Origin of the sequence: Planococcus beigongshangi (genome assembly GCF_016820495.1) — a bacterium.
GTDB lineage: Bacteria > Bacillota > Bacilli > Bacillales_A > Planococcaceae > Planococcus > Planococcus beigongshangi.
On the sequence record NZ_JADHDU010000002.1, the window covers coordinates 241,010 to 266,316 of the forward strand.

Sequence of the window (25,307 nt, forward strand, 5' to 3'; positions counted from 1 at the left end):
GCCGGTCTATTAAAGCCAAAAAAGCCTGAAGTCCGCAGACTTCAGGCTTTTCTTTAGATTTTTCTTAATAAACAGACGTATTTTCTTTCGACATGTTCTCAAGGATCTCTTTGACGCGTGCCAGGAACTGGCCAGCGACAAGCCCGTCAAGGACCCGGTGGTCAAGCGACATACACAAGTTGACCATATCACGTGCAGCGATCATGCCATTGTCCATGATCACCGGTCGTTTAACGATCGATTCCACTTGAACGATAGCTGCCTGCGGATGGTTGATGATGCCCATCGACTGGATCGAACCGAATGAACCGGTATTGTTCACAGTGAAGGTACCGCCTTGCATGTCAGCTGAAGACAATTTGCCTGAACGTGCTTTCAAGGCCAGTTCATTGACTTCTTTTCCGATGCCTTTGACAGATTTTTCGTCCGCATCTTTGATGACCGGTACGAATAATGCGTTATCCGATGCAACAGCTATAGAGATATTGATATCTTTCTTCTGGATGATCTTATCTCCTGCCCACATAGAGTTCATCATCGGGAATTCTTTCAGCGCCTGTGAAATGGCTTTCACGAAGAACGCAAAATAAGTGATATTGAAACCTTCTTTTTTCTTGAAATCGCCTTTGATCGAATCACGGTATTGAACGAGGTTCGTTACGTCGACTTCAATCATCATCCACGCGTGAGGCGCTTCATGTTTACTCTTCAGCATATTCGCGGCAATCGCGCGGCGGACGCCGGTTACCGGAATTTCAACATCTCCCGGTGCACTTTGGATCGGAGCTGATGGAGCTTTTGGTGCCGGTGCTGATGGAGCTGCCGGTGCTGACTGCTGCTGTTGAGGGGTTTCCTCAGCTTGAGCTGATGCTGCCGGTGCATCGCCAGCTTTAGGAATATTGCCGCTTTCAATCAGCGCCATGATATCCTTGCGGGTGATGCGCCCTTCGTTGCCGGAACCTTCCACTTGCGTCAGGTCAATGTCGTTTTCCTGTGCCAGGCGCATTACAGCCGGTGAATAACGTGCTTTGGAACCGCTGGCTTTCGCTGGTTTTGACGAGCCTCTTTCGCCAGTCATACCTTTAGTCACTTCAGTATCTTCCGCCGGCATCGTATTTTCTTTGCCCGGATTCGCAGGCTGCGGCGTCGCATCTTCAGCTGGAGCCGAGTCGCCGCCTTCAGTTTCGATTGTACAGACGATTTCGCCTACTGCCAGTGTGTCGCCTTCTGCGGCAATCAATTCTTTGATGGTGCCTGTAAATGACGACGGCACTTCAGCCGTCACTTTATCCGTGTTCACTTCAGCGAGTGCATCGTATTTATTGACATGGTCGCCGGGTTGAACGAGCCATTTTTCAATCGTGCCTTCAGTGACACTTTCACCAAGCTGAGGCATTTTAATGTTTTCGATAGCCAAAGGGATTCCTCCTTTTTTATTCTATTATTATGTCCGGTGTCCAGACTCTAGCGGCCAAGGCCGCTTCGCTGTTCTGTCTTATGCCTTTCAGAACTTAACGGGTGCTATCGCTTTTCTTATTAATATTCTGCCAACTCACGCATCGCTTTTTCAACTTTATCCGGATTGATCATGAAATATTTTTCCATGGTCGGTGCGTACGGCATTGCCGGCACGTCCGGACCAGCGAGGCGCTGAATCGGAGCATCCAGGTCGAACAGGCAGTTTTCAGCGATGATCGCTGCCACTTCGCCGATGATGCTTCCTTCTTTATTGTCTTCAGTGACAAGAAGGACTTTCCCGGTTTTCTTCGCAGCCTCGATGATGCCTTCTTTATCCAGTGGATAAATTGTGCGGAGGTCAAGGATATGCGCAGAATAGCCGTCTTCTGCAAGACGTTCAGCAGCCTGCAATGCAAAATGCACAGCCAGGCCGTAAGTGATGACAGTGATGTCTTCACCTTCACGTTTTACATCAGCTTTACCGATTTCAATCGTGTAATCCTCTTCCGGCACTTCACCTTTGATCAGGCGGTATGCGCGTTTGTGTTCAAAGAACATCACCGGATCTTCGTCGCGGATTGCCGCTTTCAAAAGACCTTTTGCATCATATGGTGTTGATGGGATGACGATTTTAAGACCAGGCTGATTGGCAAAAACCGCTTCAACCGACTGGGAATGATAAAGTGCGCCGTGTACACCGCCGCCAAAAGGTGCACGGAATACGATCGGGCATGACCAGTCATTATTTGAACGGTAACGGACACGTGATGCTTCAGAAATGATCTGGTTGACGGCAGGCATGATGAAATCGGCAAACTGCATTTCAGCGATCGGACGAAGTCCATACATGGCGGCACCGATCCCTACACCTGCGATTGCAGATTCTGCAAGCGGTGTATCCAGGACGCGGTCAGCGCCGAATTGATCATAAAGGCCGGCAGTCGCTTTAAAGACGCCGCCTTTTTTACCGACGTCTTCACCGAGGACGAATACATTATCGTCGCGTTCCATTTCCTCTTTCATGGCAAGTGTGATGGCGTCAATATAATTCATTACTGCCATTATTCGTTACCTCCTTTTTCTGCATAGACATATTTCAATGCATGTTCAGGTTCAGCGTAAGGTGCATTTTCCGCATAGTCAGTCGCTTCGTTCACGATCACCATGATGCGGTCATTGATTTCTTTTTCCAGATCATCATTCAGGATGCCGTTTTCCTTCAGGTAGGCACCGAACAGAAGAATCGGATCTTTCTCTTTTTGTGCAGCCAGTTCGTCAGCTGAACGGTATTGTCTGTGATCATCATCAGAAGAGTGGGCAGTCAGGCGTTCTGATACAGTTTCGATCAGGCTCGGGCCTTCGCCGCGGCGTGCACGGTCTGCTGCTTCTTTGACGTGCTTGTAGACTTCGATCGGGTCGTTGCCGTCGATCGTGACGCCCGGCATGCCATAGCCGATTGCCCGGTCTGACACGTTTTTCGAAGCCACTTGACGGTCAAAAGGAACAGAAATTGCATATTTATTATTTTCAACCATTGTAATGACCGGTAATTTATGGACTCCCGCAAAGTTTAAGCCTTCGTGGAAATCACCCTGGTTGGATGAACCTTCACCCAAAGTCGTGAATGTGATGAAATCCTGTTTTTTCATTTTCCCGGCTAATGCCACACCGACTGCATGAGGCAATTGGGTCGTAACCGGTGAGGAACCCGTCAAGATACGGTTCTTCTTCTGGCCGAAGTGACCAGGCATCTGGCGTCCGCCGGAGTTCGGATCTTCCGCTTTGGCAAATGCCGACAGCATAAGATCTTTAGGCGTCATACCGAAATGAAGGACTACCCCGATATCACGGTAATAAGGTGCGATGTAATCCTTTTGATTGTCTAGGGCGAAAGCAGCGCCGACCTGGGCCGCTTCCTGTCCCTGACATGAAATGACAAACGGGATTTTACCCGCACGGTTCAATAGCCACATGCGCTCGTCAACGCGGCGGGCCGTCAGCATTGTTTCATACATTTTTAGAACATCATCATTCGACAAACCAACTTCTTCATGTTTTGCAGTCATTCAATTTTCCTCCTTTAACTGTGGATTGCTTTTCCGTCAACTGCCAGTGCAGCTTCACCCATAATTTCAGATAATGTCGGGTGGGGGTGGATCGCATCTGCAATTTCCCAAGGTGTAGCATCCAGGACCATTGCCAGCCCAGCTTCAGAAATCATATCCGTTACGTGTGGCCCGATCATATGGACGCCCAGCACATCGTTCGTTTCCTTATCAGCTATGATTTTGACAAAACCATCAGATTCGCCGTAAACCAGCGCTTTACCGATTGCTTTAAAAGAGAATTTCCCGACTTTGACGTCGAATCCTTTTTCTTTTGCCTGATCTTCCGTGATGCCGACACTTGCCGCTTCCGGATTTGAATAGATGCAGCGGGAAACTTTATCATAATCGATGGCGTGCGGGTTATTCCCTTTAATATGCTCTACAGCAGTAATGCCTTCATGTGAAGCCACATGCGCCAATTGAAGTCCGCCGATGACATCGCCGATTGCGTAAATATGCGATTCTTTTGTCTGGAAGGTATTTTTAACTTGAATGAACCCTTTATCCACGATGATATCTGTGTTTTCAAGGCCGATTCCTTCGACATTTGCCTGTCGTCCGACCGATACCAGCATTTTCTCAGCAGTGAAACGCTGATTTTCACCATTGATGTCCGCTTGGATCGTAACGCTGTTTTCACCTTTTTCAAGGGTATCCGCCATGACTTTTGCATTTACAGCAAATTTAATGCCTTTTTTCTTCAATAATTTCAGCATTTCTTTTGAAATGTCTTTATCCTCTGTCGGAATGATCCGGTCTGCGTATTCGATGACGGTGATATCGACACCAAAATCGTTCAGCATGGATGCCCATTCGATTCCGATAACTCCGCCTCCGACGATCAGCATCGACTTCGGCAATTCAGTCATGGCGAGCGCTTCATCAGAACTCATGACGAAATTGCCGTCGATTTCAAGACCTGGCAAACTTCTTGGTCGTGAACCCGTTGCGATGATGACATTATGGGGGATCAACATCTCGTTTTCTTCTCCATTATTCATTTCAACTGAAATCGTACCTGGATTCGGCGAGAAGATGGAAGGTCCCAAAATGCGGCCGATGCCTTCGTAAACATCGATCTTCCCTTTTTTCATCAATCCTTTGACGCCGTTATGCAATTGGTCGACAATTTCCTGTTTTCGCTGCTGCACACGCGAGAAATCAAGTGTGACTTCCCCTGTTTGCACGCCGAAATCAGCTGCGTGGTTTTTGGCAGTCGAGTAAACTTCCGCACTTCTGAGAAGTGCCTTGCTCGGAATGCATCCTTTGTGAAGGCATGTACCGCCCAAATCGCCCTTTTCGACGATCGCCGTTTTCAAACCCAATTGAGCTGAACGGATGGCTGCCACATAACCGCCTGTTCCGCCGCCCAGGATGACAATATCATAATTCTGTGCCATGTAAATGTCCTCCTTCTATTATAAAGCGGGATAATTCTTAGCTGTTTCTTCGCCGTTCAGAACACGGACCGCACCTTCTGCGAGAGCCTGCAATTCATTCTCGCCGGGATGGACCGCCACATCAGCGATCCAGCTGATTCTGCCGGAAATCGATTTGACGAATTCTTTTCCGTAGGCAAGCCCACCGGTTAAGATGATCGCGTCGACTTTGCCTTCCAGCACGGCACTTGCCGAACCGATTTCCTTGGCTACTTGATAAGCCATGGCATCATAGACCAGCTGTGCCTGTTCATCGCCTTTTTTGATGCGTTTCTCTACAGTCACTGCATCATTCGTGCCGAGATAGCTGACAAGTCCTCCCTGGCCGACAAGGCGCTTCATGATTTCATGCCGGTAATACTGACCTGAAAAGCATAATTCCACCAAATCGCCGGCAGGAACAGTCCCAGCCCTCTCAGGACTAAATGGACCATCGCCGTGCAGGCCATTATTCACTTCGACCACACGGCCGTCCTTATGGACACCGACAGTAATGCCGCCGCCCATATGCGTCACGATCAGACGGAGCTCATCATAGCGCCGCCCTTTTTGTTTTGCATATCTTCTGGCGACCGCCTTCTGGTTCAGTGCATGGAAGATCGATTTTCGTTCAATCAATGAAAACCCGGATATGCGCGCAATCGGATCAAGTTCATCCACTACAACGGGATCCACGATAAAGGCGGGGATGTTCAATCCGTCAGCAATCTCATTGGCGATGATGCCGCCAAGATTCGAAGCGTGCTGGCCGGATACCCCTTTACGGAGATCCCCCAGCATCGCTTCGTTGACAGCATAAGTTCCACCTTCGATCGGACGAAGCAATCCTCCTCTGCCGCAGACAGCGGAAAGTTTTGAAATATTCATCCCTTCCTCATCCAATGCTTCCAGTATGGTCTGTTTTCTGAAAGCATACTGATCGATGATTGTGGGGAATCCATTGATCTCTTCTGCAGAATGGCGGATCGTTTTTTCCATGATCAGAATATCGTTATCAAAAACGCCGATTTTAGTCGACGTGGAACCTGGGTTAATGACCAGTATGCGATAAGACTGCTCTTGCAAATAGATCCCTCCATTCTGTATTAGCGTCTGCTAATGATGTTATGTTCGTTGCGCAGGAACTGGCTGCGGGAGTTGCGTACGCGCTCGATGCGTTCTTCCGCCATGCGTTCTGCAGCCTGGTAGCTAGGAATTCCATCACGTTTCGAAATTTCGAAGATGCGTGAAATGCTGTCGTAGATCGTTTCTACACGTTTCATCGCACGTTCGTTATTGTATCCGTATAATTCATCAGCCACGTTGATAACGCCGCCCGAGTTGATCACAAAGTCAGGAGTGTAGACGATGCCGCGCGCTTCAAGTTCGTCGCCGTGGCGTTCTTCCTTTAATTGGTTATTCGCGGAACCTGCCACAACTTTCGCTTTCAACTGCGGAATCGTTTCATCATTGATGATAGCGCCCATCGCACATGGTGCAAAAATATCAACATCCTGCGAGTAGATTTCGTTAGGCTCGACAGCTGTCGCACCGAAATCATTGACTGCACGCTGAACAGCCTCTTTATTGATGTCCGTAACAATCAGGTCTGCACCTTCTTTGTGGAGGTATTCGCATAATGTATAAGCAACGTTTCCGACGCCTTGAACGGAAACTTTCTTCCCTTTCAGTGAATCGTCACCGAATGCTTCCAGCGCGGCCGCCTTCATACCGATGTAAACGCCGTATGCCGTCACCGGTGATGGATTGCCTGAAGAGCCGAATGCCGGAGAGATGCCAGTTACAAAATCAGTTTCTTCGTGGATCAAGTCCATATCAGCTACTGTAGTCCCAACATCTTCCGCAGTAATATAACGCCCGTTCAATCCCTGGATGAAACGGCCGAATGCACGGAACATTTCTTCGTTCTTATCTTTTAACGGGTCACCGATGATAACTGTTTTACCGCCGCCAAGATTCAGGCCTGCTGCTGCGTTTTTATAAGTCATTCCACGGCCAAGACGGATTGCGTCTTCGATCGCTTCTTCTTCCGTTTCATAATTCCACATGCGTGTTCCGCCAAGTGCTGGCCCCAAAGTCGTATCATGAATGCAGATGATCGCTTTTAGTCCGGAATTCTTATCCTGGCAAAAAACCAATTGCTCGTAATCATGTTCTTCCATTTTTTTAAAAATTTCCATTTTATATTCCTCCTAGTGATTGTTATTCAATAGTTGATGAACGGAGCGCGAGTGCCAGTGAAAATAATTTACTTTCAGCACTGTCGGCCCGGGAAGTCAGAACAATCGGCGCTTTTGCACCTGCAATGACACCGCCGACTTTGGCCTGTGCAAAGTAGACCAAAGATTTGTATAGGATGTTGCCTGATTCAATATTTGGAACAACTAAAATGTCAGCTTTTCCGGCTGTATCGCCGGAGATGCCTTTATGCTCGGCTGCAAGTGTAGAAATCGCGTTGTCGAGAGCTAGGGGCCCGTCGACGATGCAATCCTTGATCTGCCCTCTTTGGTTCATGACAGTCAAGGCGGCTGCATCCATGGTTGCCGGCATTGCCGGATTGACCACTTCAACAGCAGCGAGTGGAGCCACTACAGGCGTTTCCACTCCGAGCGAGCGGGCGATGTGCACGGCGTTGCGAATGATTTGAGCTTTTTGCTTCAAATTAGGTGTTATGTTCATGCCGGCATCCGTAACATAAATGAGCCGGTTGAAACCCTGGATTTCAAATGCGGCTACATGGGACAGGATATTTTCCGTCCGCAAACCGTATTCTTCATTCAGAACTGCTTTGAGGAGCACAGCCGTGGCAATATGCCCTTTCATCAGGACACTCGATTCTTCGGTGAAAACGGATTTTACAGCTTCACTTGCAGCTTTTGCAGCTCCGCTTGCGTTGTAAAGACGGACTTTCGGATGGTCCAGCAGATGAGGGTAATGCTTGCTGATCATCCGCCTTAATTTGGCTTCTTCATCAAACAGGCTGAAACTCGCAATCTCACGGCTGATCGCTAAATCCACTGCTTCCAATACTTCAAGGTCGGCAGCAGCGGCGACCGCTACGTCATGTTGTTTCTGTTCCATGGATATCTGATTGACAAGCTCATTTAATGTGGTCAAACTATTCACCCCATTCTTATCTAATTAAAACAGATAGTTCCGCGTAATATAAGGGATGTAAGCGTTTTATCAGCCTAAAATGCCTCATCCTTTTGCAAATCCTTGCAAAAGCGTGCAATTTACTGCAAAAATCAATCCAAACCGAATTTTTCAAGTTTGTAATAAAGGGTCCGGAGAGAAATATCCAAAGATTTCGCCGTTCTGGATTTATTGCCTTTATGCAGCTCAAGCGCCTTTTGCAAGATGCCGCGTTCTACAGTTTCCAGCTGTTCCTGCAGGGGGCTCCCGCTTTCAATCGCCACTTCATTTTTTGCCTCGGGGGCTTTGATCATATTCAGTGGAATATATTGTTCATTTAGCACTTTTTCATTGTTATTCATGAAAATCATCGCTCTGCTGAGTACATTTTCCAGCTCACGCACATTGCCCGGCCAATCGTATAACCGCAGTAAATGCAGCGCTTTTTCCGTAATCGACTCCACATTTCTGCCGTATTCCTGATTCAGTTTCATCAATAGCCGGTCGACGATGCGGGGAATATCCTGCTTCCTGCTTCTGAGCGGCGGAATCAGGATCGGCATGCGGTTGAGGCGGTAGTAGAGGTCTTCCCTGAAAGTCCCATCGAGCAGCGCTTTTTCCATATTAGCGTTCGTGGAGGCGATGACGCGCACATTTACGGGTACCGATTTGGTCCCTCCGATCCGTAAAGTTTCATGTTCCTGCAGGACACGCAGCAATTTGCTTTGGATCGATGGCGATAAATCACCGATTTCATCAATGAAGATACTGCCGTTATGAGCCTCTTCGATCAGCCCTTTTTTCTTGCCGCTTTTTATGCCCGGCACCGCCCCTTCTTCATAGCCAAAAAGTTCGCTTTCCAATAATTCACTGGACAGGGCCGCGCAATTGACCCGCACGAATTTATTGTATTTCCGGTCACTCGCGCTGTGGATGGCATGGGCGAATAATTCCTTGCCTGTGCCTGATTCCCCGCGGAGCAACACTGTCACTGGTGTCTGAGCGGCCAATTTTGCCTGCTGAAGGGATAGTTGCATCTCCGGTGAAAGGCCGATGATATCGTCGAACGTATATTTCGATTCGAGCGTCCGGATTATGCTCCTTGCACGGTCAAGTTCCTTCATAAGCGAACGGATTTCAGTGGTGTCGTGGATGACCCCGACACTCCCTTTCAGAATATTATCAACGATGATCGGAGCGACATTCACGATGACTTCCCTGTTCGCCGGGCCCACTTTCAAATTGACTCCGCGAACCGGTTTTCTGGTCTGGAGAGCACGCAGATGCATACTCTCACCTTCGGAAATATCAGCTGAAGCCGGCATGCCGATCACTTCTTCCATCTGAAGGCCGGTCAACCGTGTATAGGCGGGATTAACCATCAATCCATAACCATTTTCATCAACCACTGAAATGGCATCATCACTTGACTGGATGATCGCCTGGAGCATGGTCTGGATTTCCTTCAAATCCGTGATCTCCTCCGCCAGGGAGACGACCTCGGTAATATCCTGGAATACAGCAAACGCCCCGATGATGTCTCCTCTTTCATCTATCATGGGAAAACGGGAAGTGACGATCTTCAACCCATTTTTCAACCGCAGCTCACGGTTCAGTTCGGTCCTGCCCGTTTCGTAGATCCGGGGCAGTTCGCTGGAAGAAATCAATTCATGGATATGTTTTCCGATTGCATCCCTTGCACTTTTCTCCAACATCCGGGAAGCTGAGCGATTCATGAAAATGATATGGCTTTCCCGGTCAATCCCGATCATCCCTTCTTCGATGGAATTGAAGATGATATTTTGCTTGTGGCTCTCAACGCTCAGTTTATTGATGAAATGTTCTTTTTCATCAATCAGCTTTACGATAAAATTCGCTATGCTTCCGGGGATAATGACAGTCGACGCTGGAAAGTGATCTTCCAATTGACGCTGCACTGCTTCACTGCCGGAAACATTGATGACGATGTCAAATATATCCTTTTGAAAATCTTCATATCTTTCTTTGCTTGCTATACCGAGTTCTTTTGCTTTTTCCAGCGCAGGCGCATCCGGGTTAATATCCGCAATCCCCATCAATTCAAGGTGCTCGGAATCCCCAAGTACATTCAATAAAGCCAGTCCGCCTGCGCCGCCTCCGATGATCAATACTTTTTGCAAGATTATTCAAATCCCCTTTAGCTCTATGCAATTTATTGCAATCCTATTTTAGATTACATCAGTATGGTTTTCTTGACAACTTTGTTGGAAATCGGAACAATGGATAAGAAGGAGTGGAAACATGGGACGTCTAATTGCATTCATCATACTTCTGATACCTGGAATCATGGCCGCTTACGGCATAAAACTGATGAGGGATTCCGTGTTCAATATATTGCTGGAGCCCTACCCGTTCATTTGGCTGCAGTTTGTACTCGGACTGATATTCACCGTACTCGGCGTCGGCTTTTTTGCAGGTTTCCTGCTGAACCGTGACCGAAAAAAAGGAACAGTCGCGAAGAGGTTCCAGAAATAAGGAACAGCGGCAGTGACATAAAAAAAAACGCCCTCCTGGCTCAGGTGGGCGTTTTTGCATTAACAGTTGAAAAGCTTCTAGTCATCATCCTGCTGTTCATTTTCCATATTCCGCTGGACCGTTTCATACATCATCGCGATGAATTCGGAATTTGCCGGCCGGTTCTTCAAATATTCTTCACTGTATCCGAAAGTCTGGGCGATCACTTTGATATCAACGCGGTTCCAGACCAGTTCGATCGCATGCCTGATCGACCGTTCCACTCGGGTCGCAGTTGTATCGAATTTAGCAGCGATTCCCGGATACAGGGATTTGGTGATCTTATAGATGATATTCGGATCTTCCAATACCAGATTGACTGCCTCTTTCAGATAAATATAGCCGTTGATATGCGGAGGAATGCCGATTTCTTTGACGACAGCCGTGACCGGATCATCTTTTACTTCCGGGTCCTCCTGAGCCATGATATGTTCGATCTGCAGCAGCAGCCGATCAAGTTCAAATGGCTTCATGATAAAATAGGACGCACCGTTTTTGGCAGCCTGGCTCATCAGGTCCTCACGGCCAAATGCAGAAAGCATGATGACCCGCACTTTCTCCAGCTCCTGATCCCCTTTGATGGCGTCTAGTACGCCAATCCCGTCCAAAAAAGGCATGATATTATCCAATAACAGAATATCCACCTGTTGCGCCTTCAGCATTTCGATGCATTCTTTTCCATTATGCGCAACCGCCACCACTTCCATATTCTGCTGTAGATTGAGATAGTCCGTCATCATTTCCGCCAATTGGCGATTGTCATCCGCAATTGCAATTCTAATCTTATCCATCTTCTCTTTTCCTCCTGTAACTGCCTGGTGGAGTGTTATCTCAGCGCCAACTTCCGGTCTTTGGCAAGCTTCAGCAGTTCATCTGCATGCTGCAAAGTGAGTTCTGTAATTTCAGCACCCGAGAGCATACGACTCATTTCTTCCGTCCGTTCACGTCCGTCCAAGTCATGCACCACTGTAACAGTACGTTTTTTCTCAACTTTCTTCTCTATGAAAAGATGCTGGTCTGCCATTGCGGCTACCTGAGGAAGATGAGAAATGCAAAGAACCTGGGAATGGACAGAAATTGCTGCAATCTTTTCGGCAATCGCCTGAGCCACCCGTCCACTGACGCCTGTATCCACTTCATCAAAAATGATGGAAGTGATCCCTTGATGTTTTGAAAAGATCGTTTTTAGAGCAAGCATCATACGGGATAATTCTCCGCCTGACGCAACTTTTGTCAAAGGCTTCAGAGGTTCGCCTAAATTTGTTGAAATGTGGAATGAAATTGAATCTCCGCCGTTGCGATCGAATTTACCTTGCGGATACGGTTCAAACATCACTTTGAATGATGCTTTGCCCATATGCAGTTCGCGGAGCTGTTCCATTATATCCTTGCTGAGGCGCACAGCCGCTTTTTCACGGAGCAGCGTCAATTCCTCCGCCTCGACTTTAAGATCTTCGGTCAGTTCTTTCAGCTTCTGCTGATCGAGTTGAAGCCGCTGGTCACGGTTCAATAATTTATCGAGTTCATCGGTCTGAGCATCATGGAAAATAAGGATATCTTCTACAGAAGCCCCGTATTTCCTCTTCAAAGACTGAATGACTCCCAGCCGCTGCTCAATTTCATTGAGCCGGGATGGATCGAATTCCATCATATCCAGCATCCGTTTTATCTCGGTTGCTGTATCCTGTAATTGAAAGAAAGCCCCATTGACCATTTCCGAATGGCTCTGGAATGTATCATCAACAGATGCCGCATGTTCCAGTTCGGACATCGCAGACCCTACCCAGTCAAGGCCTTTCGATTCACCCTGGATCGCCTCGTGGGCAGCGGACACAGATTCGTAGATTTTATTGAAATTTTGAAGCTTTTTACGCTCCAGATGTAATTCTTCCTCTTCCCCGGCAACCAATTCTGCAGCAGCAATTTCACGCAGCTGAAAAGTCAAAAGGTCGATCCGCTGTGCAATTTGCTGCTCATTTTCATTGTAGGAGGAAAATTCCCGTTTCAATTTCATATATTTTTCGTACGTATCCGTATAACTCGCTTTTGCCTTATGCAGACTTTTACCGGCATACTGGTCCAATAAATGAAGATGGCGTTTTTCATCCATCAATTCCTGGGTTTCATGCTGCCCATGGATGTCGATCAACGCACCGCCGACTTCCCGGAGGATAGATATCGTCACAAGCTTCCCATTGATCCTGCAGACGTTCTTGCCTTTGTCATTGAGTTCACGGCGCAATAATACATCTCCTTCAGCAGAATCGATCCCCAGCTCATCCATCTTGCGGAAGACAGGATGATTCGGGTCTTCAATGGAGAAAAGCCCTTCAATTTCTGCTTTGGACGCTCCGTGGCGTATGAATTCCTGGCTCCCTCTGCCACCGGCAAGCAAATTGACCGCGTCGATGATGATCGACTTCCCAGCTCCGGTTTCGCCCGTCAATACAGTCAGGCCATCAGTGAAACTGACCGTCAGATTTTCTATGATAGCAAAATTTCTTATATCCAATTCACGAAGCATCTGCTTTCACCTCTTTAACCTGAATTAACAGCCAGTATGGCTCCCACTTCCTCAAGCTGGACCGGCTGACAGTAAAAACCCGATCGGATCAAAGCATCTCGATTAATCGCTGCTTTAAAACATCGCGTTGTTCTATGTCCCTGCAAATGATCAGACAGGTGTCATCACCGCAGATCGTGCCGAGTATTTCCGGCCAATCCAAATGGTCGATCAAAGAACCAATCGCATGGGCGTTGCCCGGCAATGTTTTCATCACCAGGAAATGACTGGCTCCGTCAATGCTGACAAAGGCGTCGGTCAAGGCACGGTGAAGTTTCTGCATCGGATTGAACCGCTGATCTGCAGGCAGACTATATTTATAACGGCCATCCTGCAAAGGAACTTTTACAAGATGCAATTCTTTTATATCACGAGAAACAGTGGCTTGCGTCACTTCATATCCGCCGGCTTTCAGTAAATCCACCAACTCATCCTGTGTTTCAATTTCACGGTTTGAAATGAGATCGCGGATTTTAATATGGCGTTGTCCTTTATTCATAATGTGCCCCCTGAATGAATAATTATTCTAATTCTCTTATATCGTACCTTTATATGACCATAAAAACAAGAAAACACATGCCGGCCGGCATGTGTTTTCTAGCTAAAGATGATCATGTGCCAATTTGACGATTTGTGCGGCTTCTTCCTTGGAAACAACTTGAATTTCCTCGTTTTCAAGAGCTGATTGCAGATGAAAAAGAAATTCGATGTTGCCTTCACCGCCGGTAATAGGAGAAAAGGACATATTACGGATATGGAACCCGGCTTCAGCAGCAAAGCCGCCGACTTTCACCAAGACTTCCTGGTGGACTTTCGGATCCCTTATAATCCCCTTTTTGCCGACATTTTCACGTCCTGCCTCGAACTGAGGTTTAACGAGCGCGATGACATCACCGCCAGGCACAAGAATCGTTTTCAGCACAGGCAGTATGATTTTCAATGAAATGAACGACACATCGATACTTGCGAATTCAGGCAAGCCTTCAGTGAAGTCCTCAGGTTTTGAATGACGGAAATTCGTCCGCTCCATTACTGTTACACGTTCATCCTGCCTGATTTTCCACGCAAGCTGATTGGAACCGACATCCAGCGCATAGCAATGGGCTGCCCCGTTCTGCAAAGCGCAATCAGTGAATCCGCCGGTCGAGGAACCGATATCAAGCATCAGTTTCCCGTCTACATCAAGATCAAACTCAGCGAGGGCTTTTTCAAGCTTCAATCCACCCCGGCTGACATATTTCAAATCATTGCCCTTCATCAATAGAGGCGCATCGGCGAGAATTTTCTCTCCGGGTTTGCTCATCCGTTCAGTGCCGGAAAAAATAATTCCCGCCATGATGGCTCGTTTCGCTTTTTCACGCGTTTCACAAATTCCCCGTTCAACCAGGAGAACATCCACGCGCTCTTTTTTTATTTTATTCATAGTGCCTTAAATCCTGCCTCTGACTTTTCCGGAACCAGGTTTTTAATCTTCACGATCACTTCATCACTGTTCAAGTGGATTTCATCCATCAATTCAGCCACATCTCCGTGTTCGATGAATTGATCCGGAATTCCCATACGGTCGATGACAGCATCCTGATAGCCATGATCGTGGGCAAATTCAAGAACCGCACTGCCAAAGCCTCCCTGAAGAACCGCTTCTTCCAAAGTCAGCACAGGGATATTGCGTTTGAAGATGTCATGCAGCATGCCTTCATCCATCGGCTTGATGAAGCGGGCATTGACCACTTCCGCCTGAATGCCTTTTTCAGCAAGCTTCTCAGCAGCATCGAGCGCCATCGGAATCGTTGTTCCGAATGTCAGGATGACTGCATCGCTGCCTTCTCTTAATACTTCCCAGCTTCCGATCGGCAATGCTTGCAGCTGCTCATCCATCGCTACGCCCAGACCGTTGCCCCGCGGATAGCGGAGTGCAATCGGGCCGCCGTTATAATCGATGGCAGTTTTAACCATATGCTGTCCTTCGTTTTCATCTTTCGGCATCATGACGACCATATTCGGCAGATTGCGAAGGAAGGCCACATCAAATACGCCCTGATGCGTTTCACCATCTGCTCCAACGAGTCCCGAGCGGTCGATGCCGATGAAGACATTGAGGTTCTGACGGCAAATATCATGAAGAACCTGATCATATGCGCGCTGAAGGAAAGTCGAGTAGATTGCCAAAAACGGCTTCATATCCTGTGTGGCAAGTCCGGCTGCCATCGTCGTCGCATGCTGCTCAGCGATCCCCACGTCATAGAACCTGTTAGGGAATTCGGAAGCAAAGCCTTCCAGTTTCGAACCGACCGGCATGGCAGGGGTAATCGCGACAATCCGTTCGTCGGTGCGCGCAAGCTTGCGGGTGGTTTCGGCTATCAGCCCGCTCCACGAAGGCGCGGTAGATGATGATTTGACCAGGTCACCCGTATCAATTTTATAAGGGCCCGTTCCGTGCCATGTGCCAATTTTATCCTGTTCGGCCGGCAGGAAGCCTTTACCTTTTTTAGTTACGACATGCAGGAGGACAGGACCGCCGACTTTTTTCGCATATTGGATATTATCTTCCAGTTCTTCCAAATCGTGGCCGTCTATCGGTCCGAGATACGTAAATCCAAGCTCCTCGAAGAACATGCCGGAGACGACCAGATATTTCAGGCTGTCCTTGACGCGTTCGGCTGTCGAAGCCAATTTTCCGCCGACTGCAGGAACTTTTTTCAATAGATATTCAAGGTCATCTTTGACTTTATTATATTTACCTGCCGTACGCATCCTTCCGAGAACCGAATGGAGAGCACCGACGTTCGGGGCAATCGACATTTCGTTGTCATTCAGAATGACGATCATATCCGTATTGGCATGTCCGATGTGGTTAAGCGCCTCTAGAGCCATCCCGCCGGTAAGGGCACCATCGCCGATGATCGGAATCACATGATTTTTAGCGCCTTTGATATCGCGTGCCGCAGCCATTCCCATTGCCGCCGACAGAGACGTCGAGCTGTGTCCGGTCTCCCAGACATCATGGTCGCTTTCGTTCCGTTTCGGAAAACCGCAAAGCCCCTTGAACTGGCGGAGCGTATCAAATTGTGAAGCTCTTCCCGTCAGAATCTTATGGACATAGGACTGATGCCCGACATCCCAGATCAATTTATCTGCCGGACTGTTGAATACGCGGTGAAGCGCAATCGTCAATTCGACGACGCCCAGGTTCGGCCCGATATGTCCCCCGGTCTTCGATAAGTTCTCTATTAAAAATCGTCTGATATCTTCGCTTAATTCGACGAGCTGCTCATTATCCAGCTCTTTTAAGAAAGATGGACTAGTAATCGTATGAAGATCCATTCCATCACACACCTTTTTTAAAAATTTTTTCCGCTATATTTCTCTCTACATTATATCAATTGTGGGCGAATGTACAAACTGGAGCCCCTATGATCAATTTTTTCTTTCGATGATCATTGCCGTCAGTTCTTTTAAGAGCCCCATATCCCCGTCCAGCCCACTGATTGCAGCGAGCGCCTCGGTCGCATGATGCGCCAATTTCTCTTTTGCTTTAGGCAATGTGAGAATGCCTGGATATGTACTTTTTTCGCTGCTTTCATCTTTGCCGGCAGTTTTCCCGAGCTCTTCCGACGTACCGGTCACATCCAGGATATCATCCTGGATCTGGAATGCGAGGCCTACATGTTCGCCGAATTTAGAGAGCGCCACCATTGCATCAGGCTTCGCACCTGCCAGAATCGCACCTGCCACAATACTGTAAGTCAACAATGCGCCCGTTTTCAGTCGGTGGACCTGTTCAAGTTCCTCCAGCGCGAGGTTTTTCTCTTCGCCTTCGATATCAAGGATCTGGCCGCCGACCATCCCTTCGGCTCCTGCTGATACGCTCAGCAGATCAATCAGCTGGATTTTATCATCATTCGATACATCCTTAAGGCGCGATAGCAGGCCAAAACTGTATGTCAACAGGGCATCTCCGGCCAATATGGCGACAGCTTCCCCGAAAACCTTATGGTTGGTGGGCATCCCTCTTCTCAGATCATCATTATCCATACTCGGCAGATCGTCATGGATCAATGAATAGGTATGGACCATTTCAACGGCGGCCGCAACCTTCAATGCGTCAGGATGATCAGCTCCCAGTTCGCGCATGACGGCCAGCAGCAGAATCGGCCGGATGCGTTTCCCCCCGGCCTGCAGGGAATAATGCATGGACTCCTTCAATGAATGGGGTATTTGCAATACAGCGATCTGTTCCGCCAATTCCTGTTGGATCAAAGGTTCATAATAATTCCGGAATTCGTTCAGTTTCATTTGGAATTACCGTCCTTCCCGATTTCCACCTGAGTTTCTGTCCCGTCCTTCATCATCGTGACAAGCTGCTCTTCGGCATTCTGCAATTTGCTATGGCAGACTTTTGAGAGCTGCATGCCTTTTTGATACAGCGTGAGCGCTTCTTCAAGGGGCACATCCCCCTGCTCCAATTGCCTTACGATCTCTTCCAATTGATGCATCGCATCGTTGAACATAATTTCTTTTTCAGCCATTAGTATGCTCCCCTTTTGTAGTTGGAATAGTATTTTTGACGGCAGCTTCAACGACTCCGTCCTGCATGGTCAATTTAACCAGATCTCCGGGCTCCACCTGATGGATGCTTTTTACAACCACATCATCTTTATATGGAATCGTATAGCCTTTTTCCATCAGCTTCAATGGACTGAGCGCATCGAGTGTCCGGATGGTCGATCCCAGTTTCATCCTATTGTGGCTCATCGTTTGAAGGGCAGCCTGTTCCAGCCGCTTCTGAAGATTGGCCATATCCGCTTCCGATTGCCTGATCCTCTGCAGCGGAATCCGGTTCGCCAGTTGCCGGTCAAGGTAAGTGAACCGCTCACGCGACCGGTTCAACTGCTGGAAAACTTCCCGCTGCAGTGATTCCGTCGCCCGTTCCACCCTTTCTGTAAAGGGACGGTATAACCGTTCCGGATATGCAAAAGGCATCGAAGTCTCCAGTTTCCTCAGCGCGGTCTTCTCTCTTTCCAGCAGATTCGATAAGATCCGGTACATGCCGCTTTGCTGATTGATCACCCTGTCCAGCAAATCCGTTCGGCTTGGAACCGCCAGTTCCGCCGCTGCTGTAGGTGTAGCTGCACGAAGGTCAGCGATATAATCCGCGATCGTCGTATCCGTTTCGTGGCCTACAGCTGAAATGACAGGAACACGGGAGTCGAAAATCGCCCGTGCAACCGCTTCTTCATTGAATGCCCATAAATCTTCGATCGAACCGCCGCCCCGTCCGACGATCATCACGTCGAAATCCGAACGATTGGCCGCCTGTATCGACTGGACGATAGACCTCGTCGCCTGCTCCCCTTGTACGAGTGTCGGGAAGATTGTAACTTTCGCCATCGGATAGCGCCGGTTCAATGTAATGATGATATCTCTGACCGCCGCTCCTGTCGGTGCAGTCACAACTGCTATTTTTTCAGGAAAACGCGGAAGCTGTTTTTTATGGGAGGCATTGAACAAACCTTCAGCCGCCAGCTTTTTCTTTAATTGTTCGAAAGCAAGATAATAATCCCCTACTCCGTCAGGCTGCATGGATTGGGCATAGAGCTGGTATTGGCCGGATGCTTCGTAGACCGATACATCTCCGTGGATCAAGACGGTCATGCCGCTTTCAGGTTTGAATTTGACTGATCGTGCACTCGCTGCGAACATCACTGCCGGCAGTCTGGCAGAATTATCTTTTAAAGTGAAATAAATATGGCCGCTAGTATGGATTTTTACATTCGAAAGTTCCCCTTTCACGTAAACATCACGCAAGTGGGGATCGGCATCGAATTTCTTCTTTATGTATTTCGTTAATGCTTTTACGCTTAAGTATGGATCGGACGTCAAATTTTCAGCCCCCATCTACCAAATTAAAAAGCCGTCTTTCTTTCGAAAAACAGCCATGTTACTCCTTATTTTACATGCTCCCCGTCATTTTGTCTCCGTTGATCCTCTTTCAGCCGACAGCAGTGTATTTTCCATCAGCATGGCGATCGTCATCGGACCCACACCGCCCGGGACAGGCGTGATATAGGAAGCCGTTCCCAACACATCGTCAAAATCCACATCGCCGCATAATTTACCGTTTTCATCGCGGTTCATGCCGACATCAATCACTACAGCGCCATCTTTCAGATGGTCCTTGCCAAGGAATTTAGCACGCCCGATAGCTGATATGAGGATATCCGCCTGGCGTGTAAAGTTTTTCAGGTCCCGCGTCTTGGAATGGCAGTATGTAACTGTCGCATCTTTTTGGAGGAGCAGAACCCCGGCCGGTTTTCCGACTATGTTGCTTCTGCCGATCACCACCGCATGTTTTCCTGCAGGGTCGATCTCATATTCTTCCAGCAGCTTTAGGATGCCGTGCGGCGTGCACGGCAAAAATGCTTCCCGGCCGATGCTCATGTTTCCGACGGAGACAGGGTGAAAGCCGTCCACATCTTTTTCGGGATCAATTGCCACGATCACTTTAAATTCATCGATATGATCCGGAAGGGGCAATTGCACCAATATGCCATGTATTTCCGGATCCCTGTTCAAGTTTCCAATCAGTTCCAGCAGATCTTCTTCGGACATGGATGCAGGAAACTGCAGCAGATCCGAACGCATCCCAAGAGCTTCACATGTTCTCTTTTTGCTCGTGACATATGTATGGGAAGCCGGATCGTCTCCGACCAGCACAACTGCCAATCCTGGAACAATTCCTCTGGCGGCCAATCTTTCAACTCTCTCTGCTATCCCGCTTTTGATTTTCTGGCTAACTGCTTTTCCATCGATTAAAGTGGCTGACAAGATAATTCCTCCTATTTACTATTAAGTTTCGTCGGTAAACTTCGATAATACACCATTTACAAATCGGCTGGATTTATCATCCCCGAATGTTTTGCTGAGTTCGATCGCTTCGTTCATGATGACCCGTGAAGGCGCATCTTCCATATAGGATAATTCAAATACGGCCATGCGCAATATCGTACGTTCGATTTTCGGCAATCTTTCCAATGACCAATTTTCAAGATGGCCTTTCAGTTTTTCATCGATGTCACTCATATTGGTATGGGTGCCTTCGACAAGAAGCGTATAGAAATTATCGTTTTCGCCGTTCATTACATGGTCGATCGCTTCTTCGATTGTCAGCTCAGTACCTTCCAATTGGAATAAAGTCTGGAGTGCCTTTTCGCGTGCTTCATGTCGTTTCATAGTAAATTCGGTCTCCTTTTCACTGCTAATTATTCCTCATTATACAGATAATACGCCTGAACTTCCATGTTTGAAATGTTCCGAAAACGATTGCATCGCCCGTGTTCATAAAATCGTCAAGAAAGGCGTAAACTATTCCACTTAGATCAAATGGCTTCTATTTTCCTCAAAAGAAAAGCCGGTCCCCGCCTTATAGGCAATGGACCGGCTTTCTGGATTAATCTATTTGCTGCTGGGAGTCAAATTGGACACCCGTGATATGGACGTTCACTTCCTGCGTTTGAAGGGATGTCATATTCTCCAGCGTCTGGCGGACCTGTTCCTGAATTTTCAAAGCTGTCTGCGGAATAGAGACTCCGTAATTGATGACGCAATAGATGTCGATCATCAGGCCTTCCTCGGAAAGCTCGGTTTTTACCCCTTTGCCGTGCACTTTTTTGCCAAGGCGTTCTGCAACGCCGGAGGCAAAGTTTCCGCGCATGCTGGCAACACCTTCGATATCTGTAGCCGCAATGCTCGCGATGATTTCCAGGACTTCCGGTGCAACTTCGATATTACCCAGGTTCTGTTTGTTCGTAGGTTTCACCTGTACATATGGAACCGTTTTTTCAGCCATAAAAACACTCCTTCCTAGGAATTCAGAACATCGTATTTTTCAAGGAATTTCGTATTGAAATCTCCCGATTTGAAAACTTCGTGGTCCATCAATTTCAGATGGAACGGTATTGTGGTGAATACACCTTCGATGACGAATTCATCAAGTGCACGTTTCATCTTAGCGACGGCCTCTTCGCGCGTATCAGCATATGTGATCAATTTAGCCACCATCGAATCATAATACGGCGGAATGCTGTAGCCCGGATACATCGCAGAATCGATGCGGACACCTAGCCCGCCTGGCGGAAGATACATATCGACGCGGCCAGCTGACGGCATAAAGTTCTTCGCCGGATTTTCCGCATTGATGCGGCATTCGATCGACCAGCCTTTGAATGTGATGTCTTCCTGTTTGAAACTCAAAGTTTCACCGGAAGCCACTTTCAGCTGCTGCTGGATGAGATCTACGCCGGTAATCATTTCAGTTACCGGATGTTCCACTTGAATACGTGTATTCATTTCCATGAAATAGAATTTCTGATTGACGGCGTCAAAGATGAATTCGACCGTTCCGGCACCGCGATAATCGACCGCCAGTGCAGCTTTAACAGCGGCATCGCCCATTTCTGCGCGCAACTCCGGTGATAAAGCCGGTGACGGCGCCTCTTCGACCAATTTTTGCATGCGACGCTGGATCGAGCAATCGCGCTCACCGAGATGAACGGCATTGCCATGCGAATCCGCCAGCACCTGGATTTCGATATGGCGGAAATCTTCAATGAATTTTTCGATGTAGACCCCAGGATTGCCAAATGCTGCAGCAGCTTCCTTTTGAGTCATGCGAAGGCCTGTTACGAAATCTTCGCGGTTTCTTGCTACACGGATCCCTTTACCGCCACCGCCGGCAGTGGCTTTGATGATAACAGGAAACCCGATTTTCTCGGCAATTTCCAGTCCGTCCTCTTCGCTTGCCACAATACCGGTAGAACCCGGCACAACAGGAACTCCCGCTTTCCTCATGGTTTCGCGGGCAACATCTTTTGTCCCCATTTTAGAGATGGCATCCGAAGTCGGGCCGATAAACATGATGTCGCATTCCTCGCAAAGTTCGGCAAAGCTGGCGTTTTCCGCCAAAAAACCATAGCCAGGATGGATTCCATCACAATTCGTCAGTTTCGCGACACTGATGATATTCGAGAAATTCAAATAACTGTCTTTGGAAAGTTTTGGACCGATGCAATAAGCTTCGTCCGCAAGTTCGACATGAAGCGCTTCCTTATCCGCTTCCGAATAAACCGCCACAGTCTCAATATCCATCTCTTTGCAGGCGCGGATGATGCGCACGGCTATTTCACCGCGGTTTGCTATCAATACTTTTTTCATCGCTTGAATCCCCCTTTTCCTCAGTTTGATTTAACGAGGAATAAAGGCTGCCCATATTCGACGAGTTGTCCATCTTTTACAAGAATCTCAGCAATTTCCCCATCCACTTCCGCTTCAATTTCGTTGAACAGTTTCATCGCTTCAACGATGCAAACGACTTGCTCGGATGTGACTTTGTCCCCTACTTTCACATAAGCCGCCTCTTCCGGTGATGGAGACTGATAGAAAGTCCCGACCATCGGAGACAGGATCTTATGCATTCCTGCAGCGTTTTCCGCTGTCGCTGCTGGATCAGCCGGTTCTTCCTTGGCTGCAGGCTGTGGCGCAGCCTCAACTGCTTTCGGGGCTACCGGTGCTGCAGGAGTTTGCGGAGCTGCCGGGGTTGGTGCTGGAACAGCAGGTGCAGCTGTTTCACTTGCCGCCTCGCCATTTTTCTTCAATTTGATTTTAACGCCTTCTGCTTCGTACTTGAATTCGCTGATGGACGAATTGTCCACCAATTTAATAATTTCACGGATTTCCTGGATTTTCAAAGTATCCTACTCCCCTTATGTATGAAATGTATTCGTCAACCAGAACGTTGCATATGCAGTTGCCATTCTCTTAGAAGATGGCCTCCTGGCATAGGAGGCCCTGTTTATCATTGTGCTCTAGAAACGTAAGACGAATCTGTCGTGTTGATGATCAAATGGTCGCCTTCATTGATGAAGAAAGGCACTTGGACCGTCAAGCCGGTGGAAAGCGTCGCTGGTTTCGTTCCGCCGCTTGCTGTATCCCCTTTGATCCCCGGATCTGTCGCTACGACTTCCAGAGTGACCGTATTCGGCAATTCAACACCAAGCACTTCGCCATGGAATTGCATGATCTGGACTTCCATATTTTCCTGAAGGAATTTCAATTCATATTCGATGCTCTTTTCCGGCAATTCAATCTGGTCATATGTTTCAGAATCCATGAACGCATGGACATCGCCGTTTGCGTACAAATACTGCATCTTTTTATTGTCGATCTGGGCTTTAGCCACTTTTTCACCAGCGCGGAAAGTTTTCTCGGTTACACTTCCACTGCGCAGATTGCGTAATTTCGTACGGACGAATGCCGCGCCTTTACCTGGTTTTACGTGTTGAAATTCCATCACGCGCCAGATTCCGCCGTCTACTTCAACTGTCATGCCTGTTTTAAAATCGTTTACTGAAATCATAAATAATTCCTCCGTTTTTATAAAATGCGCAGCTCTTTTGAAGACTTAGTCAATCTTTCATTGCCAGACTCGGTTATCAGTATATCATCTTCAATGCGCACTCCGCCAATGCCCGGCAAATAAATTCCCGGTTCCACCGTTACAGCCATGCCCGGTTCAAGAACAACCTGGGATTTGAATGACAATCCCGGCCCTTCATGCACTTCCAGTCCGATGCCGTGTCCAGTCGAGTGTCCGAAAGCATCGCCGTATCCTTTGGACTTGATGTGGTCGCGGCCGATAGCATCCGCATCGAATCCCGTCATGCCGGGTCCGATTTTTTCAACACCCATCTCCTGGGCTTCAAGGACCACCTGATAAATCTCCTTCAATTTTTCAGAAGGTTCACCGACTGCCACGGTGCGTGTGATATCAGAAATATACCCGTTATACAAAGCGCCGAAATCCATCGTAACGAAATCGCCGGATTCGATCACTTTGTCGGAGGCGACCCCGTGAGGAAGCGCCGACCGGAATCCGGAGGCCACGATGATATCGAATGACGAAGAAGTGGCTCCCTGCTTACGCATGAAGAACTCCAGTTCGTTCGAGACTTCAAGTTCGGTCATGCCCGGTTTGATGAAGGTACAAATATATTCATAAGCATCATCGGCGATTTTTGCCGCAGCCTTCAATATCTCCACTTCTTCCGGAGTCTTGATCATCCTGATTTTTTCGATGATGCCGCTGACCGGTTTCAATTCCGCATCCATTTTTTCTTTATATTGTTCATAAGATGAGTAAGTCATGAAGTCCTTTTCAAAACTGAGTTTTTGGATGCCAAGATTTTTCGCTTGCTCAGCAGCCTCTTCCAAAAGATTCGTTTTAGCCTGTACGATTTCAAAGCCTTTGCATTGTTCTGCCGCCTGTTCGGTATATCGGAAATCCGTGATGAAAAGCGCTTTGTCTTCCGTTACTATAGCCAAACCGGAAGAGCCAGTGAAGGCTGTAATATAGCGAAGATTAAATTCACTCGTAATCAGGAAAGCTTCAATTTCGTGTTGGGCCATTTCTTTGCGTAATTTTTGCAGTTTCAAACTTTTCATCCTCTCTGATTTCGTAAAAGCAAGGCATGCAGACCCAGGAAATAAACATCTTTTCCAAATCCGGTGATCTGCCCTTGCACGACCGGCGCCAAATAGGAATTGTGCCGGAAGTCTTCACGTTTATAAATGTTCGATATATGCACTTCGATCACCGGTACTTCAATGGAAGCGATGGCATCACGGATTGCAACGCTTGTATGCGTGAAGGCACCAGCATTCAAAACGACGCCATCCAGGTTCTGCCTCTCGGCCTGCTGGAGCCAATCGATGATTTCACCTTCATGGTTCGACTGGCTGCAAGTCAACTCGATTCCATTGCCGTAGGCGAATTCTTCAAGGTCCTGTTCCAATTCCGCAAGCGTAAACGTGCCATAAGCATCCGGCTCTCTTTTGCCCAGCCTGTTCAAATTGGGACCATTCAATACCAGGACGCGCATCTCCATCACTCCCCGTCTTTAACTTCTTCATTATTTTATCATACGAGATGAATCGAGCAACTAAAAGTCGTGAATTGGCACTCTCTTCTGATTTATTTGCGCAGCAGTCAAAAAA

General features: G+C 47.9%; 25 protein-coding genes. 1 reads left to right on the forward strand and 24 read right to left on the reverse strand.

Annotated elements, in window-relative coordinates; translation table 11 throughout:
* Nucleotides 1-64: 64 nt before the first annotated feature.
* The 8 genes from IQ294_RS05330 to IQ294_RS05365 all read right to left on the reverse strand — a co-directional run bounded on the left by IQ294_RS05330 (nucleotide 65) and on the right by IQ294_RS05365 (nucleotide 10,299).
* On the reverse strand, nucleotides 65-1,417 hold the full coding sequence (locus IQ294_RS05330) for a dihydrolipoamide acetyltransferase family protein (protein ID WP_203332983.1): 1,353 nt from the start codon (nucleotides 1,415-1,417) through the stop codon (nucleotides 65-67).
* A 119-nt stretch (nucleotides 1,418-1,536) separates the two neighbouring features.
* Complete coding sequence (locus IQ294_RS05335; RefSeq protein ID WP_203332984.1) at nucleotides 1,537-2,520, reverse strand: alpha-ketoacid dehydrogenase subunit beta; 984 nt, start codon at nucleotides 2,518-2,520, stop codon at nucleotides 1,537-1,539.
* Nucleotides 2,520-3,524 (reverse strand): thiamine pyrophosphate-dependent dehydrogenase E1 component subunit alpha, encoded by a 1,005-nt coding sequence (locus tag IQ294_RS05340; RefSeq protein WP_203332985.1) that lies wholly within the window; start codon nucleotides 3,522-3,524, stop codon nucleotides 2,520-2,522. Before IQ294_RS05340 ends, IQ294_RS05335 begins: the two co-directional genes overlap by 1 nt.
* A gap of 14 nt (nucleotides 3,525-3,538) precedes the next feature.
* The gene (gene lpdA / locus IQ294_RS05345) at nucleotides 3,539-4,966 is read right to left on the reverse strand and encodes a dihydrolipoyl dehydrogenase (protein WP_203332986.1); all 1,428 of its coding nucleotides are present in this window, start codon (nucleotides 4,964-4,966) and stop codon (nucleotides 3,539-3,541) included.
* An 18-nt stretch (nucleotides 4,967-4,984) separates the two neighbouring features.
* Nucleotides 4,985-6,070, reverse strand: coding sequence for a butyrate kinase (gene buk / locus IQ294_RS05350; protein WP_203332987.1), 1,086 nt, complete (start codon nucleotides 6,068-6,070; stop codon nucleotides 4,985-4,987).
* Between the two features lie 20 nt (nucleotides 6,071-6,090).
* Nucleotides 6,091-7,185, reverse strand: a complete 1,095-nt coding sequence (locus IQ294_RS05355) for a Leu/Phe/Val dehydrogenase (protein ID WP_203332988.1) — start codon at nucleotides 7,183-7,185, stop codon at nucleotides 6,091-6,093.
* Between the two features lie 22 nt (nucleotides 7,186-7,207).
* Nucleotides 7,208-8,122: a phosphate butyryltransferase gene (gene yqiS / locus IQ294_RS05360; RefSeq protein ID WP_255536197.1), complete on the reverse strand. Its 915-nt coding sequence runs from the start codon at nucleotides 8,120-8,122 to the stop codon at nucleotides 7,208-7,210.
* Between the two features lie 131 nt (nucleotides 8,123-8,253).
* Nucleotides 8,254-10,299, reverse strand: coding sequence for a sigma-54 interaction domain-containing protein (locus tag IQ294_RS05365; protein WP_203332989.1), 2,046 nt, complete (start codon nucleotides 10,297-10,299; stop codon nucleotides 8,254-8,256).
* Between the two features lie 121 nt (nucleotides 10,300-10,420).
* Between IQ294_RS05365 and IQ294_RS05370 the strand changes: the two genes are divergently transcribed.
* Nucleotides 10,421-10,654 carry a DUF2627 domain-containing protein gene (locus IQ294_RS05370; RefSeq protein ID WP_203332990.1) on the forward strand — a complete coding sequence of 78 codons (234 nt, stop codon included), beginning with the start codon at nucleotides 10,421-10,423 and terminating at the stop codon, nucleotides 10,652-10,654.
* A 77-nt stretch (nucleotides 10,655-10,731) separates the two neighbouring features.
* Here IQ294_RS05370 and spo0A read toward each other — a convergent pair whose 3' ends face one another.
* The 16 genes from spo0A to aroQ all read right to left on the reverse strand — a co-directional run bounded on the left by spo0A (nucleotide 10,732) and on the right by aroQ (nucleotide 25,192).
* A complete protein-coding gene (gene spo0A, locus IQ294_RS05375; protein WP_203332991.1) occupies nucleotides 10,732-11,484 on the reverse strand; it encodes a sporulation transcription factor Spo0A in 753 nt (250 codons plus the stop codon).
* Nucleotides 11,485-11,519: 35 nt separating this feature from the next.
* Nucleotides 11,520-13,217 carry a DNA repair protein RecN gene (recN, locus tag IQ294_RS05380; protein ID WP_203332992.1) on the reverse strand — a complete coding sequence of 566 codons (1,698 nt, stop codon included), beginning with the start codon at nucleotides 13,215-13,217 and terminating at the stop codon, nucleotides 11,520-11,522.
* Between the two features lie 88 nt (nucleotides 13,218-13,305).
* Complete coding sequence (ahrC, locus tag IQ294_RS05385) at nucleotides 13,306-13,755, reverse strand: transcriptional regulator AhrC/ArgR (protein ID WP_203332993.1); 450 nt, start codon at nucleotides 13,753-13,755, stop codon at nucleotides 13,306-13,308.
* Nucleotides 13,756-13,857: 102 nt separating this feature from the next.
* Nucleotides 13,858-14,679: a TlyA family RNA methyltransferase gene (locus IQ294_RS05390; protein WP_203332994.1), complete on the reverse strand. Its 822-nt coding sequence runs from the start codon at nucleotides 14,677-14,679 to the stop codon at nucleotides 13,858-13,860.
* Nucleotides 14,676-16,580, reverse strand: coding sequence for a 1-deoxy-D-xylulose-5-phosphate synthase (dxs, locus tag IQ294_RS05395; RefSeq protein ID WP_203332995.1), 1,905 nt, complete (start codon nucleotides 16,578-16,580; stop codon nucleotides 14,676-14,678). The genes IQ294_RS05390 and dxs overlap by 4 nt, the downstream gene beginning before the upstream one ends.
* 93 nt (nucleotides 16,581-16,673) lie before the next feature.
* Nucleotides 16,674-17,552: a polyprenyl synthetase family protein gene (locus IQ294_RS05400; protein ID WP_203332996.1), complete on the reverse strand. Its 879-nt coding sequence runs from the start codon at nucleotides 17,550-17,552 to the stop codon at nucleotides 16,674-16,676.
* Nucleotides 17,549-17,785 (reverse strand): exodeoxyribonuclease VII small subunit, encoded by a 237-nt coding sequence (xseB, locus tag IQ294_RS05405; protein ID WP_203332997.1) that lies wholly within the window; start codon nucleotides 17,783-17,785, stop codon nucleotides 17,549-17,551. The genes IQ294_RS05400 and xseB overlap by 4 nt, the downstream gene beginning before the upstream one ends.
* The gene (xseA, locus tag IQ294_RS05410) at nucleotides 17,778-19,139 is read right to left on the reverse strand and encodes an exodeoxyribonuclease VII large subunit (RefSeq protein WP_284699718.1); all 1,362 of its coding nucleotides are present in this window, start codon (nucleotides 19,137-19,139) and stop codon (nucleotides 17,778-17,780) included. The genes xseB and xseA overlap by 8 nt, the downstream gene beginning before the upstream one ends.
* Nucleotides 19,140-19,223: 84 nt before the next feature.
* A complete protein-coding gene (gene folD / locus IQ294_RS05415; RefSeq protein WP_203332999.1) occupies nucleotides 19,224-20,084 on the reverse strand; it encodes a bifunctional methylenetetrahydrofolate dehydrogenase/methenyltetrahydrofolate cyclohydrolase FolD in 861 nt (286 codons plus the stop codon).
* 21 nt (nucleotides 20,085-20,105) lie between these two features.
* Nucleotides 20,106-20,489 (reverse strand): transcription antitermination factor NusB, encoded by a 384-nt coding sequence (gene nusB / locus IQ294_RS05420; protein WP_203333000.1) that lies wholly within the window; start codon nucleotides 20,487-20,489, stop codon nucleotides 20,106-20,108.
* Nucleotides 20,490-20,706: 217 nt separating this feature from the next.
* A complete protein-coding gene (locus tag IQ294_RS05425; RefSeq protein ID WP_203333001.1) occupies nucleotides 20,707-21,105 on the reverse strand; it encodes an Asp23/Gls24 family envelope stress response protein in 399 nt (132 codons plus the stop codon).
* Nucleotides 21,106-21,119: 14 nt separating this feature from the next.
* On the reverse strand, nucleotides 21,120-22,469 hold the full coding sequence (accC, locus tag IQ294_RS05430; protein WP_203333002.1) for an acetyl-CoA carboxylase biotin carboxylase subunit: 1,350 nt from the start codon (nucleotides 22,467-22,469) through the stop codon (nucleotides 21,120-21,122).
* Nucleotides 22,470-22,489: 20 nt separating this feature from the next.
* Complete coding sequence (gene accB, locus IQ294_RS05435; RefSeq protein WP_203333003.1) at nucleotides 22,490-23,002, reverse strand: acetyl-CoA carboxylase biotin carboxyl carrier protein; 513 nt, start codon at nucleotides 23,000-23,002, stop codon at nucleotides 22,490-22,492.
* A gap of 107 nt (nucleotides 23,003-23,109) precedes the next feature.
* Nucleotides 23,110-23,670, reverse strand: a complete 561-nt coding sequence (gene efp / locus IQ294_RS05440) for an elongation factor P (RefSeq protein WP_203333004.1) — start codon at nucleotides 23,668-23,670, stop codon at nucleotides 23,110-23,112.
* Nucleotides 23,671-23,687: 17 nt separating this feature from the next.
* On the reverse strand, nucleotides 23,688-24,755 hold the full coding sequence (locus IQ294_RS05445; protein ID WP_284699719.1) for a M24 family metallopeptidase: 1,068 nt from the start codon (nucleotides 24,753-24,755) through the stop codon (nucleotides 23,688-23,690).
* A complete protein-coding gene (gene aroQ / locus IQ294_RS05450) occupies nucleotides 24,752-25,192 on the reverse strand; it encodes a type II 3-dehydroquinate dehydratase (RefSeq protein WP_203333006.1) in 441 nt (146 codons plus the stop codon). The genes IQ294_RS05445 and aroQ overlap by 4 nt, the downstream gene beginning before the upstream one ends.
* Nucleotides 25,193-25,307 lie beyond the last annotated feature (115 nt).

Bases quoted from the DNA above. Each gene is read 5' to 3' on its own strand.
- IQ294_RS05335 (WP_203332984.1), bottom strand. From the start codon at position 2,520: ATGGCAGTAATGAATTATATTGACGCCATCACACTTGCCATGAAAGAG.
- IQ294_RS05340 (WP_203332985.1), bottom strand. From the start codon at position 3,524: ATGACTGCAAAACATGAAGAAGTTGGTTTGTCGAATGATGATGTTCTA.
- lpdA (WP_203332986.1), bottom strand. From the start codon at position 4,966: ATGGCACAGAATTATGATATTGTCATCCTGGGCGGCGGAACAGGCGGT.
- IQ294_RS05355 (WP_203332988.1), bottom strand. From the start codon at position 7,185: ATGGAAATTTTTAAAAAAATGGAAGAACATGATTACGAGCAATTGGTT.
- IQ294_RS05370 (WP_203332990.1), top strand. From the start codon at position 10,421: ATGGGACGTCTAATTGCATTCATCATACTTCTGATACCTGGAATCATG.
- spo0A (WP_203332991.1), bottom strand. From the start codon at position 11,484: ATGGATAAGATTAGAATTGCAATTGCGGATGACAATCGCCAATTGGCG.
- recN (WP_203332992.1), bottom strand. From the start codon at position 13,217: ATGCTTCGTGAATTGGATATAAGAAATTTTGCTATCATAGAAAATCTG.
- ahrC (WP_203332993.1), bottom strand. From the start codon at position 13,755: ATGAATAAAGGACAACGCCATATTAAAATCCGCGATCTCATTTCAAAC.
- IQ294_RS05390 (WP_203332994.1), bottom strand. From the start codon at position 14,679: ATGAATAAAATAAAAAAAGAGCGCGTGGATGTTCTCCTGGTTGAACGG.
- dxs (WP_203332995.1), bottom strand. From the start codon at position 16,580: ATGGATCTTCATACGATTACTAGTCCATCTTTCTTAAAAGAGCTGGAT.
- IQ294_RS05400 (WP_203332996.1), bottom strand. From the start codon at position 17,552: ATGAAACTGAACGAATTCCGGAATTATTATGAACCTTTGATCCAACAG.
- xseB (WP_203332997.1), bottom strand. From the start codon at position 17,785: ATGGCTGAAAAAGAAATTATGTTCAACGATGCGATGCATCAATTGGAA.
- nusB (WP_203333000.1), bottom strand. From the start codon at position 20,489: ATGAAACGACATGAAGCACGCGAAAAGGCACTCCAGACTTTATTCCAA.
- IQ294_RS05425 (WP_203333001.1), bottom strand. From the start codon at position 21,105: ATGGCTGAAAAAACGGTTCCATATGTACAGGTGAAACCTACGAACAAA.
- accC (WP_203333002.1), bottom strand. From the start codon at position 22,469: ATGAAAAAAGTATTGATAGCAAACCGCGGTGAAATAGCCGTGCGCATC.
- efp (WP_203333004.1), bottom strand. From the start codon at position 23,670: ATGATTTCAGTAAACGATTTTAAAACAGGCATGACAGTTGAAGTAGAC.
- IQ294_RS05445 (WP_284699719.1), bottom strand. From the start codon at position 24,755: ATGAAAAGTTTGAAACTGCAAAAATTACGCAAAGAAATGGCCCAACAC.
- aroQ (WP_203333006.1), bottom strand. From the start codon at position 25,192: ATGCGCGTCCTGGTATTGAATGGTCCCAATTTGAACAGGCTGGGCAAA.